At 64.6% G+C, this 15233-nt stretch carries 17 protein-coding genes; 9 read left to right on the top strand and 8 right to left on the bottom strand.

Translation table 11 applies throughout. The features are described 5' to 3' along the window. The first annotated feature begins 141 nt into the window (after positions 1 to 141). Together ACKWRH_RS09955 and ACKWRH_RS09950 are read left to right on the top strand one after the other, a co-directional pair. The gene (locus tag ACKWRH_RS09955) at positions 142 to 546 is read left to right on the top strand and encodes a DUF2946 family protein (RefSeq protein WP_445220363.1); all 405 of its coding nucleotides are present in this window, start codon (positions 142 to 144) and stop codon (positions 544 to 546) included. Between the two features lie 147 nt (positions 547 to 693). Next, positions 694 to 3096, top strand: a complete 2403-nt coding sequence (locus ACKWRH_RS09950; RefSeq protein ID WP_445220362.1) for a TonB-dependent receptor — start codon at positions 694 to 696, stop codon at positions 3094 to 3096. A 149-nt stretch (positions 3097 to 3245) separates the two neighbouring features. Here the strand turns inward: ACKWRH_RS09950 and ACKWRH_RS09945 are convergent, their stop codons facing one another. Genes ACKWRH_RS09945 through ACKWRH_RS09935 form a run of 3 tightly spaced genes read right to left on the bottom strand, consistent with a single transcriptional unit; the run spans position 3246 to position 5532 of the window. Beyond that, positions 3246 to 3743 (bottom strand): GNAT family N-acetyltransferase, encoded by a 498-nt coding sequence (locus ACKWRH_RS09945; RefSeq protein WP_445222365.1) that lies wholly within the window; start codon positions 3741 to 3743, stop codon positions 3246 to 3248. A 44-nt stretch (positions 3744 to 3787) separates the two neighbouring features. Beyond that, the gene (locus ACKWRH_RS09940; RefSeq protein WP_445220361.1) at positions 3788 to 4306 is read right to left on the bottom strand and encodes a GNAT family N-acetyltransferase; all 519 of its coding nucleotides are present in this window, start codon (positions 4304 to 4306) and stop codon (positions 3788 to 3790) included. Positions 4307 to 4359: 53 nt separating this feature from the next. Next, entirely contained in the window at positions 4360 to 5532 is a 1173-nt protein-coding gene (locus ACKWRH_RS09935; RefSeq protein ID WP_445220360.1) for a hypothetical protein, read from the bottom strand. Positions 5533 to 5642: 110 nt separating this feature from the next. Between ACKWRH_RS09935 and ACKWRH_RS09930 the strand changes: the two genes are divergently transcribed. The 3 genes from ACKWRH_RS09930 to ACKWRH_RS09920 all read left to right on the top strand — a co-directional run bounded on the left by ACKWRH_RS09930 (position 5643) and on the right by ACKWRH_RS09920 (position 7302). Then, positions 5643 to 6404 (top strand): glycosyltransferase family 2 protein, encoded by a 762-nt coding sequence (locus tag ACKWRH_RS09930; protein ID WP_445222364.1) that lies wholly within the window; start codon positions 5643 to 5645, stop codon positions 6402 to 6404. A 63-nt stretch (positions 6405 to 6467) separates the two neighbouring features. After that, the gene (locus ACKWRH_RS09925; RefSeq protein ID WP_445220359.1) at positions 6468 to 6848 is read left to right on the top strand and encodes a DUF2304 domain-containing protein; all 381 of its coding nucleotides are present in this window, start codon (positions 6468 to 6470) and stop codon (positions 6846 to 6848) included. A gap of 49 nt (positions 6849 to 6897) precedes the next feature. Further along, positions 6898 to 7302, top strand: a complete 405-nt coding sequence (locus ACKWRH_RS09920) for a VOC family protein (RefSeq protein ID WP_445220358.1) — start codon at positions 6898 to 6900, stop codon at positions 7300 to 7302. Between the two features lie 65 nt (positions 7303 to 7367). Here the strand turns inward: ACKWRH_RS09920 and ACKWRH_RS09915 are convergent, their stop codons facing one another. Next, entirely contained in the window at positions 7368 to 7859 is a 492-nt protein-coding gene (locus ACKWRH_RS09915; protein WP_282524396.1) for an NUDIX domain-containing protein, read from the bottom strand. Between the two features lie 116 nt (positions 7860 to 7975). On the opposite strand from ACKWRH_RS09915, the gene ACKWRH_RS09910 reads away from it, so the two are divergent. Then, a complete protein-coding gene (locus tag ACKWRH_RS09910) occupies positions 7976 to 8857 on the top strand; it encodes a metallophosphoesterase family protein (protein WP_445220357.1) in 882 nt (293 codons plus the stop codon). A gap of 28 nt (positions 8858 to 8885) precedes the next feature. Here the strand turns inward: ACKWRH_RS09910 and ACKWRH_RS09905 are convergent, their stop codons facing one another. The 3 genes from ACKWRH_RS09905 to ACKWRH_RS09895 all read right to left on the bottom strand — a co-directional run bounded on the left by ACKWRH_RS09905 (position 8886) and on the right by ACKWRH_RS09895 (position 11590). Next, positions 8886 to 9440, bottom strand: coding sequence for a hypothetical protein (locus ACKWRH_RS09905; RefSeq protein ID WP_445220356.1), 555 nt, complete (start codon positions 9438 to 9440; stop codon positions 8886 to 8888). A 275-nt stretch (positions 9441 to 9715) separates the two neighbouring features. Continuing rightward, positions 9716 to 9925, bottom strand: a complete 210-nt coding sequence (locus ACKWRH_RS09900) for a DUF4170 domain-containing protein (protein ID WP_445220355.1) — start codon at positions 9923 to 9925, stop codon at positions 9716 to 9718. 30 nt (positions 9926 to 9955) lie between these two features. After that, on the bottom strand, positions 9956 to 11590 hold the full coding sequence (locus tag ACKWRH_RS09895) for an isocitrate lyase (RefSeq protein ID WP_445220354.1): 1635 nt from the start codon (positions 11588 to 11590) through the stop codon (positions 9956 to 9958). Between the two features lie 241 nt (positions 11591 to 11831). Here ACKWRH_RS09895 and ACKWRH_RS09890 point away from each other — a divergent pair, with 241 nt between their 5' ends. After that, entirely contained in the window at positions 11832 to 13277 is a 1446-nt protein-coding gene (locus ACKWRH_RS09890; RefSeq protein WP_445220353.1) for a helix-turn-helix domain-containing protein, read from the top strand. 108 nt (positions 13278 to 13385) lie between these two features. On the opposite strand, the gene ACKWRH_RS09885 is transcribed toward ACKWRH_RS09890, so the two are convergent. Next, complete coding sequence (locus ACKWRH_RS09885) at positions 13386 to 13679, bottom strand: antibiotic biosynthesis monooxygenase (RefSeq protein WP_014497428.1); 294 nt, start codon at positions 13677 to 13679, stop codon at positions 13386 to 13388. 225 nt (positions 13680 to 13904) lie between these two features. On the opposite strand from ACKWRH_RS09885, the gene ACKWRH_RS09880 reads away from it, so the two are divergent. Next, positions 13905 to 14711 carry a hypothetical protein gene (locus ACKWRH_RS09880; RefSeq protein ID WP_445220352.1) on the top strand — a complete coding sequence of 269 codons (807 nt, stop codon included), beginning with the start codon at positions 13905 to 13907 and terminating at the stop codon, positions 14709 to 14711. Between the two features lie 163 nt (positions 14712 to 14874). After that, the gene (locus tag ACKWRH_RS09875) at positions 14875 to 15210 is read left to right on the top strand and encodes a hypothetical protein (RefSeq protein ID WP_445220351.1); all 336 of its coding nucleotides are present in this window, start codon (positions 14875 to 14877) and stop codon (positions 15208 to 15210) included. Positions 15211 to 15233 lie beyond the last annotated feature (23 nt).

Genomic DNA, 15233 nt, shown 5'->3' with positions numbered 1-15233 from the left:
CTGAACGACACATCGCGCGGCCACCCGCGCGGGATCGTCCGACTTCCGTTGACATGAGCTGACCGTTCCTGCGATGTTACATTATAACATCGCAGGAAGCCGAGGGGATCGGCGCCTCGCGATGTGGGGTGGCATTTCCAGATGAAGTGGTTCCGGTCGAATATCAGGCACGGCGCCCGGCTCGCTTTGTTCGCGATGCTGGTGCAGTTCGCGCTGACCTTCGGCCACAGCCATTGGTTCGCCCAGGCCGCTCCCTTCGCCCAGTCCTTGCTCCAGCAGACCGACAGCAGCAAGAGCATCGCTTCGATCGACCGCGCCGCGGTCCAGAAGCAATCGCCCGCCGGCCCGGACCGGGAGCAGCCGGGCGAGGACAATTGCGCGATCTGCGCCGTGGTCGCGATGGCGGGTACCGTCGTATCCGCGACGCCGCCTGTGCTCCTGCTGCCGCAGGCGATCGAGCTGCTTCACCTCACCACCGATGCCGAATTCGTCCATCTGAAATCGGCCGGCACGGCGTTTCAGCCCCGCGCCCCTCCCGCGTCCTGACTTCCAACAGCGCTTGATCACACCCGGCTCGCCGCTTTCGGGCGAACGCACGGGAGCAGTTGAAGTCGAATTCCGTCGCGCTGCGACGGCAGGCCGCCTCCGATCAGCACCAAATCTCGCGGACGGCGCCTGACTGGAATCAGGACCATGTCATTTGAATTGCGACGCGTGCAGCGTCTGGGTGGAGCCAGCCTGCTCCTGCTCGGCGCCGCCGCCACATCGGCGCTCGCCCAAGAGCCGGTACAACAGCCGGTACAACAGCCTGCGCAGGATAAATCATCGACCGAGCTCCCCTCCGTCACCGTGACGGCGCCGAGCCCGATCGTGCGCAGGGTGGTACCGACCCGCAGCCCGGTCCATGTCGCGCGCACCGGACGGTCGCGCAGCCAGCAACGCACGGCGGAAGCCACGCCGGCAGCGCCAGCGACGGCGCCGGCCGCGCCTCAGCAGGGTGTGCTGCCGATCGTGACCAACCAGTTCGCCACCGTCACGGTGGTGCCGAACGAGGAGATCCGCCGCGAGGGCGGCGGGCAGCTCGGCGATCTGCTGTTCTCCAAGCCCGGCATCACCGGCTCGAGCTTCGCGCCCGGCGCCTCCAGTCGGCCGGTCATCCGCGGGCTCGACGTCAACCGCGTCGGCATCGTGGAGAACGGCACCAATTCGAACGGCGCATCCGATCTCGGCGAGGATCACTTCGTCCCGGTCGATACGCTCGCGACCAATCAGGTCGAAGTGGTGCGCGGGCCGGCCGCCTTGCGCTATGGATCGACCTCGATCGGCGGCGTCGTCAGCGCGACCAACAACCGGATTCCGGACGCGCTGCCAACCTGCGGTGCCCAGCCGTTCCAGAGTTATGGCATGCCGGTGAAGGCGCCACTCGCAACCGCCGGGACATCGCCCTGCGTCACGGCCGAGACACGTTCCGCGTTCAGCTCGGTCGACCGCGGGGTCGAGAGCGGCGTGCTGCTCGACACCGGCGCCGGCAACTTCGCCTTCCATGCCGACGTCTACGGCCGCAACACGACGGATTACGGCATCCCGAGCTACCCCTATTTGACCGACCAGACCCGGACCATCACAAACGGGCGCCAGCCCAATTCGGCGTCGCGCACGGACGGCGCATCGATGGGCGGCTCCTACTTCTTCCAGGGCGGCTATATCGGCGCATCGATCACGCAGAACGACTCGCTCTACCACATCCCCGGCATCGACGGCGCCGACCACAACACACGGATCGACGGTCATCAGACCAAGATCAACGTCAAGGGCGAGTACCATCCCGACGCCGCCGCGATCGACGCCATCCGCTTCTGGGCCGGTGCGACCGACTATCGGCACAACGAGATCGGCCTTGCCGATCCCGCCGATCCGAACACCGACGGCGTGCGGCAGACCTTCACCAACAAGGAGCAGGAGATTCGCACCGAGGTGCAGCTGATGCCGTTCAACGCGCGCTTCGCCGAGGTGACGACGGCGCTCGGCTTCCAGGTCGGCCATCAGGAGCTGACGGCACCGAGCCCCGACAATCCCGGCACGCTGTTCAACGGCTTGTGGGACCCCAATAACAACACCCGCGTTGCTGCCTACGCCTTCAACGAGTTCAAGTTCTCGGACGCGACGCGGGCCCAGATCGCCGGCCGCATCGAGCATGTCGAGCTGCACGGCACGACGCCGAACTTCCCGCCGGATTATCTACCCGACGGCACGCCGCAGGTGGGCATCGCACGCAATCCGTCCTTCACGCCGAAGAGCGGCAGCATCGGCCTGTTGCAGGACCTGCCGGGCGGCATGGTCGGCAGCATCACCGCGCAATATGTCGAGCGCGCGCCGAAGCCGGCCGAGCTGTTTTCCCGCGGCGCACACGATGCCACTGCGACGTTCGACATCGGCAATCCGAACCTCAAGATCGAGACCGCGAAGTCGGTCGAGGTCGGCGTCCGCAAGGCGACGGGGCCGTTCCGCTTCGAGGCGACCGTCTACTACACGCATTTCGACAATTTCATCTTTCGCCGCCTGACCGGCGTGATGTGCGACGACAGTTTTGCGTCCTGCGGCACGCCCGGCGCCGAGCTGAACCAGGCTGTCTATTCGCAAGCGAATGCGAATTTCCGCGGCGGCGAATTCCAGTCGCAGCTCGATGTCGGGGCATTCCAGGGCGGCATCTGGGGCATCGAGAACCAGCTCGACTTCGTCCGCGCCACCTTCACCGACGGCACCAACGTGCCGCGCATTCCGCCGGTGCGGCTGGGCGGCGGCGTGTTCTGGCGTGACGACAACTGGCTGATGCGCGTCAATCTGTTGCACGCCTTCGCGCAGAACAACGTCGCCGTGATCGCGGAGACGCCAACGGCGGGCTACAATTTGCTGAAGGCCGAGGTCAGCTACAAGACGAAGCTCGATCCGCGTCTGTTCGGCGCGCGCGAGATGACGGCCGGTATCGTCGGCAACAATCTCCTCAACGAAAACATCCGCAACTCGGTGTCCTACACCAAGGACGAGGTTCTGATGCCCGGCATCGGCGTGCGGGCGTTCGCCAACTTCAAGTTCTAGCCTTGCGACAGCCGGGGCCCGCGGGCCCCGGTTGGCACCGTCATTGCGAGCGCAGCGAAGCAATCCAGACTGCCAACGCGGAAAGACTCTGGATTGCTTCGCTGCGCTCGCAATGACGGAGAATGAGGCACGGCCATCGCTGTCGCAATTTACGGCGTCGTAGCCCGGATGGAGCGCGTCAGCCGCTTCTCGAAGCGCCATTGATCGACGGGGAACGGCCCGTTCGAGGTCTCCGTCATCATCACGAAGGTGCCGGCGTTGCGCCAACCGCTCTTCTCATAGAACCGCGCAGCGCGCGCGTTGCCGACGGCGCAGGCCAGCCACGCCAGTTCCACGCCGCGCGCGGCAAGGCGGGCCTCTGCGTCGGAGATCAGCGCCGCGGCGACGCCCGCGCCGTGCGCCTTCGGCGATACGAAGAGCTGATACAATTCGTCAGCCCTGACGGCGCAGAAGCCGAGCGACGCGCCGGCCGGGCCGACGACGCGAATGTCGGGAAGCATGACCGCCAGCCGATCGCGAAAACTCGAGAGCGTGCGGAGGCGGACCAATTCTGGCGGCGCAAGCGAGGCATGCGACCCATGCCAGGCATCGTGCCACAACTGAGCGAGATGATCGACTTCACCGGCATCAACGGGCCGCACCTGCATCATGGATACTCCGCAAGAGGTATCGTAGCCCGGATGGAACGACCCTACCCCGCCCGCGCCTTGCTCCAGTCGGGCGTTACCTGCCCCGACACGCCCTCGAAAGCGCCGTCGACGAGCTCGAACACCAGGACGCGCGCGGCGTCGACCGGCCCCGGCATGGAGACGCGGCCCTTCGGCACCGGCTTGAAGCCAACGCGGCTGTAATAGGGCTCGTCGCCGACCAGCAGCACCAGGCGGTGACCTTTCTCCTTGGCGTCCTTCAGCGCGCGCTCCATCAGGAGACGGCCGATGCCGCGGTCGCGGAACGGCGGCTCGACGGTGAGCGGCCCGAGCAGCAGGGCCTGCGTCTCGCCGACCAGCACCGGCAATTGCCTGACCGAGCCGACCAGCAGCGTGCCGATGCGGGCCGTGAAGGAGACGTCGAGCAGATGGTCGACATGCTCGCGAATGCGGTAAGCGCTGAGCACGAAACGGCCGGGGCCGAAGGTGCGCTCGTGCAGCCGTTCAATCGCCTGGGCGTCGCCGGCGGCTTCCGGAAGGATGGTGAGCGAGAGATCGGTCATGTCGGCATGCGTCTTCGAGCGAAGTGGTTTCAGGTTCGCGTCAGGAAAACGCGTCAATGCGAGATGCGGGATAACATCTCAGACGGCCGCGGTCCATCGGCCTCGTGGGCGATAAAACCCTGTGCCGGACCGCGGCTGAGGACCGCCGCGAACAGCAGCGTCCAGAGCGACAGCATCAGGATCGGGATGACGTAGTACTGCGTGAAGACCGGATGCGTGGCAAAGAACGCCAGATTCAGCGCGAGATTGCCTGCCACCAGCAACGCGAGATTCCTGACGCCGCCATGGCCGGCGAAGCGCCACAACAGCGCGGTCCCGACGCAGGCAATCACGATCAACGGGAACTGCGTGTCGCGGAGATAGGCTAGCAGCACGGCCGGGTCGAGGCTCGGTGGGGCCGTATCCTGGCCGCCATAGGCTGAGACCAGCGGATTGCCTGAATTGACCAGGTTCGCCGCGAACACCGGCAACAGCCCGGCGAGGAACGAAAGGCCGAGCGCGAGACCTGAGACGAACGTCTCGCGGGTACGCCAGATCAGGAACGACAATCCGAAGAACAGGAAATAGCCCGCCGACAGAACCACGTTCGCGATCCGAAAGCTCGCGGACAGGCCGAGCAGCACGCCGACGGCAGCGACCATCAGCAGGCGGCGCCGGCCTTCATCGACGAACAGTCTTGCAGTGAACAGACCCGCCAGCGCGCAGACGACCATGGTCGGCGCCATCGAATAGCTCGCCTTGGTCGGATTGATCATGAAGTAGATCGAGAGCACGCCGAGCAATACGGCGAACGTCAAGCCGACCTTCTCCTGCGCCCGCCACAAGCCGAACAGCGCAAGGCCGACGACGATCGCGTTGGCCAGCATATAGAGCGGAACGACCTGCACCCCCTCCGGGAACAGCGCCAGCACGAAGCCCGTGCCCGGCGGCGGCGTCATCACCCATTTGCTGCCGTCGGCGGTCTGGGTGTGGCAGGGTGCCCGCGTCGGTTCGTTCCAGTTCGGAAAATCGATACTGCGCAACTTGGCCGCGAGATAGCCGTCGGTTTCGCGGGCGAGGCTGGTGTCGAGCCCTTGCCAGCCGAAGCGCTGGAACAGATGCGCCTGCCTGAGATAGCAGATGTCGTCATAGACGCCACGGCTCTCGCTCCAATGCGAGATCAGCCTGATGTTGCTGGCCAGAATTGCCAGAAACACAATTGAAAAAAATACTTTAACAGCTCTCATCGGCATTCGCCGGGCGGCCCCACACAGCTTGAAATGGCCCGCCTGTACAGGAAAAGCACCGGCAAGTATAGCAGAGTGGGGATTCTGGAGGTGAGGCAGACGTGGTCGATATGGGACTGGGCTTGGGATCAACTAACACGTGCCGCAACGCTGCCGCCGCACCGCAGCAGGGCACGTCGCGAGTCCTCATCATCATTCCCTGCTTCAACGAGGAGGCCTCGGTCGGCGGTCTGCTGAGCGAGATCGCGGCGACCGGCCGCGGCTACCACACCCTGGTCGTCGACGACGGCTCGTCGGACGCGACGTCCGCGGTGGCAAGCTGCCGCTCGCCGGTCGCCCGCCTCGCGCAGAATCTCGGCATCGGCGGCGCCGTGCAGACCGGCATCAAATACGCGGCGCGCCAGGATTTTGATTTCTGCATCCAGATCGACGGCGACGGCCAGCATGATCCGCGCGCCATCGAGACGCTTCTGGAGGCCTATCGCAACGACCCGACCAACATCACGATCGGAAGCCGCTTCATCGACCATGCCGGCTTCTGCTCCACGCGCATGCGGCGCGCCGGCATCAGGCTGATCGTGCTTGCGCTCAACGGCCTCTTCAGCGGCGGCCGCATCACCGATCCGACCAGCGGCATGCGATTGCTCGACCGTTCCGCCATCGCCTTCTTCGCAAAAGCGTATCCGACGGATTTTCCGGAGCCGATCTCGCTGGCCTGGGCCATGCGCGCAGGCCTCACGGTCAGCGAAGTTCCGGTCGAGATGCGGGCGCGGGAAACCGGCGTCAGCTCGATCGACGGATTGAAGTCGGCGAGTTACATGATCCGCGTCCTCGGTTATATCCTGCTCTCGCGCCTCGTGAGGGCATCATGACGCCGAGCGGGCCCGTTCCGATTTGTGGTCTCATCATCTCGTCGAACATTCTGAGGAGCAGCCGTGACAGATGCCCTTCCAAGTCCGGAGACGGTCGTCGTCGTCTCCGCCTTTGCGCTGATCTACATGCTGGTGCTGCTGCGCAAGACGCTGCAAGGCAAGTTCGACCTCTATGACTTCCTGATGCTGTCCATGGTGGCGATCATCCCCGCGGGCTTCACGCTGTTTCCGACACTGGCCTATCTCGTCAGCCGTCTGACCGGCGTCGCGTTTCCGTTCGTCGTGATGTTCGGCTCCCTGTTCCTGGTGGTGTTCGCGTTCATGCACAACATGACGGCGCGACTGCACAGGCTGGAGCGGCAGAACTGCGCGCTGATCCAGGAGCAGAGCCTGCTGGTGCTGGAGCTGCAGGCGAAGCAGGGCCGTCAGGGCGTCGAGTCGTGAGCGCGTAGCTATCCAGCGTCGTCGCGAGGCAAGGACAAGGAGAGCGGGCATGCTGAAGAACGCGAAGGTGGCAACCCGGCTTCCGGCCAGAGACCTCGACCGCGCGCGGGCGTTCTATTCGGAAAAGCTCGGGCTCGAGCCGGTCGAACAGCGCGAGGGTGGGCTGCGCTACGTCTGCGCGGCCGGCGAGTTTGCGATATTCGTCTCGGCCGGCACGCAATCCGGCACGCACACGCAAATGGGGTGGGAAGTCGAGGATATCGAGGCAACCGTGCGCGAACTTCGCACACGCGGCGTCGCGTTCGAGGACTATGATTTGCCCGACTTGAAGACCGTCGATGGAATTGCGGAGATCACGGGAAACTATCCGAGCAAGGGTATTGGCGAGCGGGGCGCCTGGTTCCGCGACAGCGAAGGTAACCTGCTGGGGATCGGGCAGCCGGTTCGGGCTTGAGGATTCGGCCCGATCGCTTCAAGGCCAGACCGCTTCAACGTCACGTCGCTAAAACGCCAAATCCTTCAACGCCACGTCGCGGTCAGCGGCTTGCCGTCCAGCACTTCCGCGAGCCTTTGCCGCGTGCCGTGCGTGGTACCCTCGGGCAGCGCCGTGATCGCGAAGAACCCGCATTCGACGATCTCGTGGTTGGGCTCAGGGACGCGGTCCTGCTTGAACTGCCTGACCACATAGACCGCGACGTGGTCGCGGCGGGAGACGTGGCTGTTGAGGAAGATGCCGTGCAGCACCGCGTCACCGGTGAGATCGATGTCCCCTTCCTCCTTGAGCTCGCGCCGCATCGCCTGCTCCATGGTCTCGCCAAGATCGACGCCGCCGCCGGGCAGATACCAGCCGGTGATGTAGCTGTGCCTGACCAGGAACACCCGGTTCTCGGAATCCAGCACCACGGCGCGGACGCCGAGCGTCATGCCGCGGACCAGCAGGAAATAGGCGTGGAAGATTCGCCGCAGCAGCGGTTCGAATGTCCGTCGGACGCTGTTCAGACGATCCCCCATCAGGCTCCCAAAAAAACTCTTAAGAAAACTGCCATGAGGCCCCGGTCCGGGCCCCGCTTGCACAGTCCTCGCGACCTTGCCATTACAGCGGACGAATAGCGAGGCAATCGCGCGCCATGGCCCCCTTCACGCTCGCCCATCTGTCCGACCCGCATCTGCCGCCGTTGCCGAAGCCACGGCTGATCGAGCTCGCGGGCAAGCGCGCGCTCGGCTACGTCAACTGGACGCGCAACCGTCACAAGTACCAGCGCCGCGAGGTGCTCGACGCGCTCGTCGCCGACGTCCAGGCGCATACGCCTGACCACATCGCGGTCACAGGCGATCTCGTCAATCTGGCGCTGGAGGCGGAGTTCGCGCCGGCGCGCGCCTGGCTCGACGGCGTCGGTCCGCCCGACCGCGTCACCACCATTCCCGGCAATCACGATGCCTATGTCCACGCCACCTCTCACCGCTTCGGCGAGACCTTTGCACCCTATCTTGCGGGCGACGACGGCAGCATCGGCTTTCCTTCCGTGCGCCGGCGCGGGCCGCTCGCGCTGATCAGCCTGTCCACGGCGGTGCCGACCCTGCCGTTGATGGCGACCGGCGCGCTCGGGCGCGATCAGCTCGCTGCCCTCGAACGGGTCCTCGAGCGGCTGGCGACCGAGGACGTCTTTCGCGTGCTGCTGGTGCATCATCCGCTGAAGTCCAATGCGCGCCAGAAGCGGATGACCGACTCCGCCGATCTGCAGGCGCTGCTGAAGCGCCACGGCGTCGAGCTGATCCTGCACGGGCACGACCACATTCATTCGACGATGTGGTTCGAGGGCCCCAACGGCAACATCCCCGCGCTCGGCGTGCCGTCGGCCTCCGCACTTGCCCACGGGCGCTACCCGGCGGCAGCGTATAATTTGTTCACGATCGAGAAAGACAATGCCGGCTGGCGCTGCGAGCAGACGGTGCGGGGCCTCGGATCCGGATTTCAGATCCGGCAGATCAAGCAGGCCAGGTTGATCTAGTTCGCCGTCATTGCGAGCGAAGGGCGTCTCACCAGCTCCGCAGGGCCGCCAGCACGGCGAGGCCGAACAAGGCGGCCGCGCCGAAGATGAATCCGAACACGAACGGCCAGAGGCGCGAACGGCGCGGCGGCTCGGCGGCCGCGGGCTTCGGCTCCGGCGGGACCACCATGGCGTGCTCGCGCTCGATCATGCGGCGGGCGACGTAGTCGGTCACGGCTTCGACGATCACTGCGGTGTCGTGCGATTCGGCGAGCACGATGCGGCCGAAGCGGGTGTCCTGGACGAAGCGGTACATCCGCTTGTCGCGCCCCATCATGATGTGTGCGACGACATCGATCCAGAGCCTGGGCGTATCGCCCTGGCTGATGCCGCGATCGAACAGGTCGATCTGGTCGGGCACCTGCGCGAACAGGGGATCGAGCGCGTCGTTGAGTATCTCCAGCCGCGCCACCTCCGCATCGCGCAAATCGACGACCACACCGGTCCGGTCGGCGGCCTCGATCCGTGCACGCAGCAGCGCGTCGCGCAGCCGCACCGGGCGCGGCTGGATGGGATGGGTCCCGCTGGTCTCAGGCTCTGACATTGTCGGCCTCGTCCTCGACTTTCCGCCGTTAACCTATCAGCAACCAAACGGTCCGCAAAGGGCCCACAATTCCAGAGACTTACGGCGCCCACAGCCGATTGACCTGTACCAAAAACAGACGATCCCACCCGGCTTGCGCCGGATGGGACCCTCCGTCCTTGGACGTTTCTTGATCCGATCGTGATGCGATCACGCATCACGATCTAATTTTGTTTGAGCATGATCTTCTCGGAAAACCGGTTCCCACTTTTCCGGATCATGCTCCAGGGCAGCCGTCAGGCCGAGACCCGCGACGGCTCTTCCACGATCGAGAAGCGGACGCCGGCCTTGTGGCGGTTCTCTTCCGAGACCGAGCGCCAGGCATCCTCGGCTTCCTTGCGGGTCTTGAACGGACCCTGCACCTGGGCGGAGCCTTCCACGAGCTTGTGGAAGTTCATCGAACCGAACTCGCCGCCGATCACCCAGAAATTGCTGCCTTCGGTCATTGTCAGTCTCCTCTTGGATAGCGTGGTGCGTTAGCCGAACTGGTTCATCGTGTTGTGGGCGCCGCCCGCCTTCAGGGCAGCCTCGCCGGCGAAGTATTCCTTGTGGTCGTCGCCGATGTCGGAGCCGGCCATGTTCTGATGCTTGGCGCAGGCGATACCCTGGCGGATCTCGGCGCGCTGCACGTTCTTCACGTAGCCGAGCATGCCCTGGTCGCCGAAATATTCCTTCGCCAGATTGTCGGTCGAGAGCGCCGCCGTGTGGTAGGTCGGCAACGTGATCAGGTGGTGGAAGATGCCGGCACGCTTGGCTGAATCGGCCTGGAAGGTGCGGATGCGCTCGTCGGCTTCCTTCGCCAGCGGCGTATCGTCGTATTCCGGCTTCATCAGCTCGGCACGATTGTACTTGCTGACGTCCTGGCCGGCTTCCTTCATTGCGTCGTAGACCTGCCAGCGGAAGTTGAGGGTCCAGTTGAACGACGGCGAGTTGTTGTAGGCCAGCTTCGCGTTCGGGACGACCTTGCGGATGCGGTCGACCATCTTGGCGATCTGCTCGATATGCGGCTTCTCGGTTTCGATCCAGAGCAGGTCCGCGCCGTTCTGCAGCGAGGTGATGCTGTCGAGCACGCAGCGGTCTTCGCCGGTGCCGGGACGGAACTGGTAGAGATTGGAGGGCAGCCGCTTCGGACGCATCATCTTGCCGTCGCGGTTGATGATGACGTCACCGTTGCGGGCGTTCGCGGCCGTGATTTCCTCGCAATCCAGGAAGCTGTTGTACTGGTCGCCGAGGTCGCCGGGCTTGTGGCTGACGGCGATCTGCTGCGTGAGGCCGGCGCCGAGCGAGTCGGTGCGGGTCACGATGACGCCGTCTTCGACGCCGAGCTCGAGGAAGGCGTGGCGGCAGGCGCGGATCTTCGCGATGAACACCTCGTGCGGCACGGTGACCTTGCCGTCCTGGTGGCCGCACTGCTTCTCGTCCGAGACCTGGTTCTCGATCTGGAGCGCGCAGGCGCCCGCCTCGATCATCTTCTTGGCGAGCAGATAGGTCGCCTCGGCGTTGCCGAAGCCCGCGTCGATGTCGGCGATGACGGGCACGACATGGGTCTGGAAGTTGTCGATCTTCTCGATCAGCGCCTTCTCCTTCGCCTTGTCGCCTTCCTTGCGGGCGGCATCGAGGCCGCGGAAGATGTCGTTCAGCTCACGCGAGTCGGCCTGGCGCAGGAAGGTGTAGAGCTCTTCGATCAGCGCCGGCACCGAGGTCTTCTCGTGCATCGACTGGTCGGGCAGCGGGCCGAATTCGGAGCGCAGCGCCGCGATCATCCAGCCGGACAGGTACAGATAGGTGCGATCGGTCTTGCCGCCGAAGTGCTTTTTGACCGAGATCAGCTTCTGCTGGGCGATGAAGCCGTGCCAGCAACCCAGCGACTGGGTGTACTTGGTCGGATCGTTGTCATAGGCCGCCATGTCGGCCCGCATTAGCGCCGCCGTGTAGCGGGCGATGTCCAGACCGGTCTTGAAACGGTTCTGCAGGCGCATGCGCGCGACGGCCTCGGCCGACACCCCGTTCCATGTCGGCTGGGTCTTGAGGAGCGCCTGGGCCGCCTCGATCTCGCTCTGATACGAGGCCGGGCTCTGCAGGGCGTTGATGCCACGGGGCTGGTAATTCATCTGATCGATCCTTTCGCTGATGACAATTCAACTTGTCATCGACATTTTTGACAGTGCATTGCGAAATGCGTGTCATGAGCTAAACGCCAGAAAGCGAAGTTCGTACAGAGGCCTTGTATTCGAATGGTGATGTCATGTAACATCGGAACATGTAATAGATGTTATTTTGTAAATCTTGTAAATCATATAGGTCAGTAAGACTGTCCTTGATGCGTCTGGAAGTTCCGTTGGGAGATCTGAAATGCCCGCCGTATCAGGAAAGAAACTGTTCGTCGGCCCGCGTTTCCGGCGGATCCGGCAGCAATTGGGGCTGTCGCAGACCCAGATCGCCGAAGGGCTCGGGATCTCGCCGAGCTACGTCAACCTGATCGAGCGCAACCAGCGCCCGGTGACGGCGCAGATCCTGCTGCGGCTGGCCGAGACCTATGACCTCGACCTGCGCGACCTCGCGACCGCCGACGAGGACCGCTTCTTCGCCGAGCTGAACGAGATCTTCTCCGATCCGCTGTTCCGCCAGATCGACGTTCCCAAGCAGGAACTGCGCGACCTTGCCGAACTCTGTCCCGGCGTCACCCATGCGCTGCAACGGCTCTATGCCGCCTATGCCGAGGCCCGCCAGGGCGAGACCTTGGCCGCGGCGCAGATGGCCGACCGCGACGTCGGCACGCGCTATGAGGCCAATCCCGTCGAGCGCGTGCGCGAGCTGATCGAGGCCAACCGCAATTATTTTCCGGAGCTGGAGCAGGCCGCGGAGACTCTTCGCGACGAACTGAACGTGCCGGCCGAAGGGCTCTATGCCGCGCTCGCCACTCGCCTGCGCGAAAAGCATTCGATCCAGACCCGCATCATGCCGGTCGACGTGATGCGCGAGACGCTCAGGCGTTTCGACCGCCATCGCCGCCAGCTCTTGATCTCCGAGCTGGTCGATCCGCCCGGCCGCGCCTTCCAGCTCGCCTTCCAGCTGGGCTTGGGCGAATGCGCGCAGCATCTGGAGACCATCATCGGCCGTGCCGGCCCGCTCGACGACGCGCCGCGCCGCCTGTTCCGCATCACGCTCGCCAACTATTTTGCGGCGGCCGTGATGATGCCCTACCCGGCATTCCTCGCCGCGGCGGAGGCCTTGAACTACGACATCCACGTGCTGGCGCAGCGCTTCAATTCCGGCTTCGAGCAGGTCTGCCATCGCCTCACCACGCTGCAACGGCCGAACGCGCGCGGCATTCCGTTCTTCCTGCTGCGCGTCGACAATGCCGGCAACGTATCGAAACGCTTCTCCTCCGGCACGTTCCCGTTCTCGAAATTCGGCGGCACCTGTCCGTTGTGGAACGTGCACTCGACCTTCGACACGCCGGATCGCCTGTTGAAGCAGGTGATCGAGCTCTCCGACGGCACGCGCTATTTCTCGATCGCGCAGATGGTGCGCCGCCCCGTCGCGCCGCATCCCTTGCCGCAGCCGCGTTTCGCCATCGGCCTCGGCTGCGAGATCCGTCACGCCGCCCGCCTCGTCTACGCCTCCGGCCTGGATTTGGAGAAAACGGAGGGCACGCCGATCGGCGTCAACTGCCGCCTCTGCGAGCGCGAAAACTGCGCCCAGCGCGCCGAGCCGCCGATCACGCGCACGTTGATTTTGGACGAGACGACGAGACGGGTGTCGAGTTTCGCGTTCTCGAATGCACGGGAGTTGTGAGGGGGGCGCATCTGCCTCCTCGTCATTTTGAGCGAAGCGAAGCAATCCAGACTGTCTCCGCGGTGACAGCCTGGATTGCTTCGCTTCGCTCCTCGCAATGACGAGAACTCACGCCAGCGTATGCACGATCACCGGCCCGGCGGCGGCGCTCGCATGCCCTGCGAGCAGCGGCCCCAGATCCTTCTCGATCCAGGCGATCGCGCGCCGGTTCGCCTCCTCCGCCTGCTCGAACTTGTCGAAGATGGAGATCGCGGTGACCGTGTCGTCGCCGGCATAGACGACGTAGTAGGCCCGGAAACCATCGACGTCACTGATGATCGGAACGGCGCCGTCCTTGATGCGGCGCGCCAGCTCTTCCGCGCTCCCGCTTTTCGCCTTGGCCTGACGGATGGCGGCATACATGGCTTCCTCCTCCGGCTATTGCTGTCGGGCATGGTGCCCGGCTTCGATCCTACGCCGAAGCGCGCCGCCGATCCACGCTTGGTTAACCCGGCACTAATCCGCCTCCGCGATCTGCAACCAACGGTTAAGCACGCCTCAACATCGCTGCCCTAGTCTCGCCGCACTCACTTTTCGCAAACGGCGGCGGCCTATTCTGCCGGGTGAAGTGACATCAGGGGGTTCATCATGCGCGTTGCGCTGCTGCTGACCGCGACCGTTGTGGGCGCGCTCTTCGCCAATCCATCCCATGCCGGATCGCTCGACGCGTCGGCCGGGGCAGCGCAGGCGCTGCCGCCGGGCTTCCAGAGCTACCGCGGCTACATGTTCGACCTGACGGAGAATTCCGAGCGCAAGGACGTCGACAAGCTCACCGACAATCTGAAGCAGCAGATCGACGTCGTCGAAGCTTCCGGCCTGTCGCCGCGCGTGCTGCGCTTCTTCCGGACCGTCCCGATCGTCGCGAGCGAGCTCGCCTGCCTCGACGAAGGCGCCGCGACCGCGTGCTACGGCCGCGTGACGCCGGACATCCAGCGCACCGCGCCCCGGACGCTGACGGTCTGGGACCATGACAAGCAGCGCTGGATCAATCCGAACGCCGTCGACCTCGCGGTCGATTCGGGCCTCGGCGTGATCATGCTGCGGCCGGACATGATGCGCTACGAGAAGGAAGCCGTGCTGCTGCACGAGCTGCTGCACGCCTATCACGCGCGGCTGTTGCCGGACGGCTACGCCAACAAGGGCGTGATCGGCTATTACGCGCTTGCAAAGTCCAAGGACCTGTTGCCCAAGGAATCCTATGCGCTGAAGAACCCCATGGAGTTCTTTGCCGTGACGGCCAGCATCTTCCTGGCCGGCAAGAGCGAATTCCACGACCCGAAGTCACGCGAGGCGCTCAAGGAGAAGATGCCGGACTATTACAAATATCTGGTCGGCGTGTTCGGCTTCGATCCCGATCCGGCACCGGCGAGCGGTCCGGTTGCCTCGCTGAAGTAAGGCGCCTGCGCCAAGCCACCCCAGAAAGCCGCGCGAAAATGCGCGGCTTTTTTTGTTTTGGTAACCGGAAGCTGCGGATGACGCACCGCCGGGAATTGCCAAGGCGGGGCCCGATCTGCATAGTCCCGCCCGCATCGATACCGTTTTAAGAGGATAGAACAACATGGCGGACGCCGACCTGGATGTCGTGATCCGGCAACTGGCCAGACAGCTGCATACGGGCCTTTTGACCCGCGCCAAGGAGCGGCGGGATCGCTTCAACGGCCTTGCGGCCAAGGCCAAGGGCAAGGAGACCGGCGACCGCTTCAAGTTGATGGCCAAGGCGACGATGGAGCAGGCCACCGCCGCCGCCAAGCGCCTCCAGATGTCCGCCGACAACGTCGCCGACAGCTACGCCCGCTCGATGCGCCTCGCCGCCAGCACGCCGATCCCGGCGAAGGTGGAGAAGAAGGCGAAGGAGAAGCCGGCGAAGAAGGCAAAAGCCAAGAAGGCGAAATAAGCGCGGCTCGCGCGCTTCACCTC

It is taken from the genome of Bradyrhizobium sp. Pa8, assembly GCF_052588265.1.
This window is presented reverse-complemented; position numbering and strand designations above follow the sequence as displayed.

Coding starts and splice junctions, on each gene's coding strand:
- ACKWRH_RS09955 (WP_445220363.1), top strand. CDS start 142: ATGAAGTGGTTCCGGTCGAATATCAGGCACGGCGCCCGGCTCGCTTTG.
- ACKWRH_RS09950 (WP_445220362.1), top strand. CDS start 694: ATGTCATTTGAATTGCGACGCGTGCAGCGTCTGGGTGGAGCCAGCCTG.
- ACKWRH_RS09945 (WP_445222365.1), bottom strand. CDS start 3,743: ATGCAGGTGCGGCCCGTTGATGCCGGTGAAGTCGATCATCTCGCTCAG.
- ACKWRH_RS09940 (WP_445220361.1), bottom strand. CDS start 4,306: ATGACCGATCTCTCGCTCACCATCCTTCCGGAAGCCGCCGGCGACGCC.
- ACKWRH_RS09935 (WP_445220360.1), bottom strand. CDS start 5,532: ATGAGAGCTGTTAAAGTATTTTTTTCAATTGTGTTTCTGGCAATTCTG.
- ACKWRH_RS09930 (WP_445222364.1), top strand. CDS start 5,643: ATGGGACTGGGCTTGGGATCAACTAACACGTGCCGCAACGCTGCCGCC.
- ACKWRH_RS09920 (WP_445220358.1), top strand. CDS start 6,898: ATGCTGAAGAACGCGAAGGTGGCAACCCGGCTTCCGGCCAGAGACCTC.
- ACKWRH_RS09915 (WP_282524396.1), bottom strand. CDS start 7,859: ATGGGGGATCGTCTGAACAGCGTCCGACGGACATTCGAACCGCTGCTG.
- ACKWRH_RS09910 (WP_445220357.1), top strand. CDS start 7,976: ATGGCCCCCTTCACGCTCGCCCATCTGTCCGACCCGCATCTGCCGCCG.
- ACKWRH_RS09905 (WP_445220356.1), bottom strand. CDS start 9,440: ATGTCAGAGCCTGAGACCAGCGGGACCCATCCCATCCAGCCGCGCCCG.
- ACKWRH_RS09900 (WP_445220355.1), bottom strand. CDS start 9,925: ATGACCGAAGGCAGCAATTTCTGGGTGATCGGCGGCGAGTTCGGTTCG.
- ACKWRH_RS09895 (WP_445220354.1), bottom strand. CDS start 11,590: ATGAATTACCAGCCCCGTGGCATCAACGCCCTGCAGAGCCCGGCCTCG.
- ACKWRH_RS09890 (WP_445220353.1), top strand. CDS start 11,832: ATGCCCGCCGTATCAGGAAAGAAACTGTTCGTCGGCCCGCGTTTCCGG.
- ACKWRH_RS09885 (WP_014497428.1), bottom strand. CDS start 13,679: ATGTATGCCGCCATCCGTCAGGCCAAGGCGAAAAGCGGGAGCGCGGAA.
- ACKWRH_RS09880 (WP_445220352.1), top strand. CDS start 13,905: ATGCGCGTTGCGCTGCTGCTGACCGCGACCGTTGTGGGCGCGCTCTTC.
- ACKWRH_RS09875 (WP_445220351.1), top strand. CDS start 14,875: ATGGCGGACGCCGACCTGGATGTCGTGATCCGGCAACTGGCCAGACAG.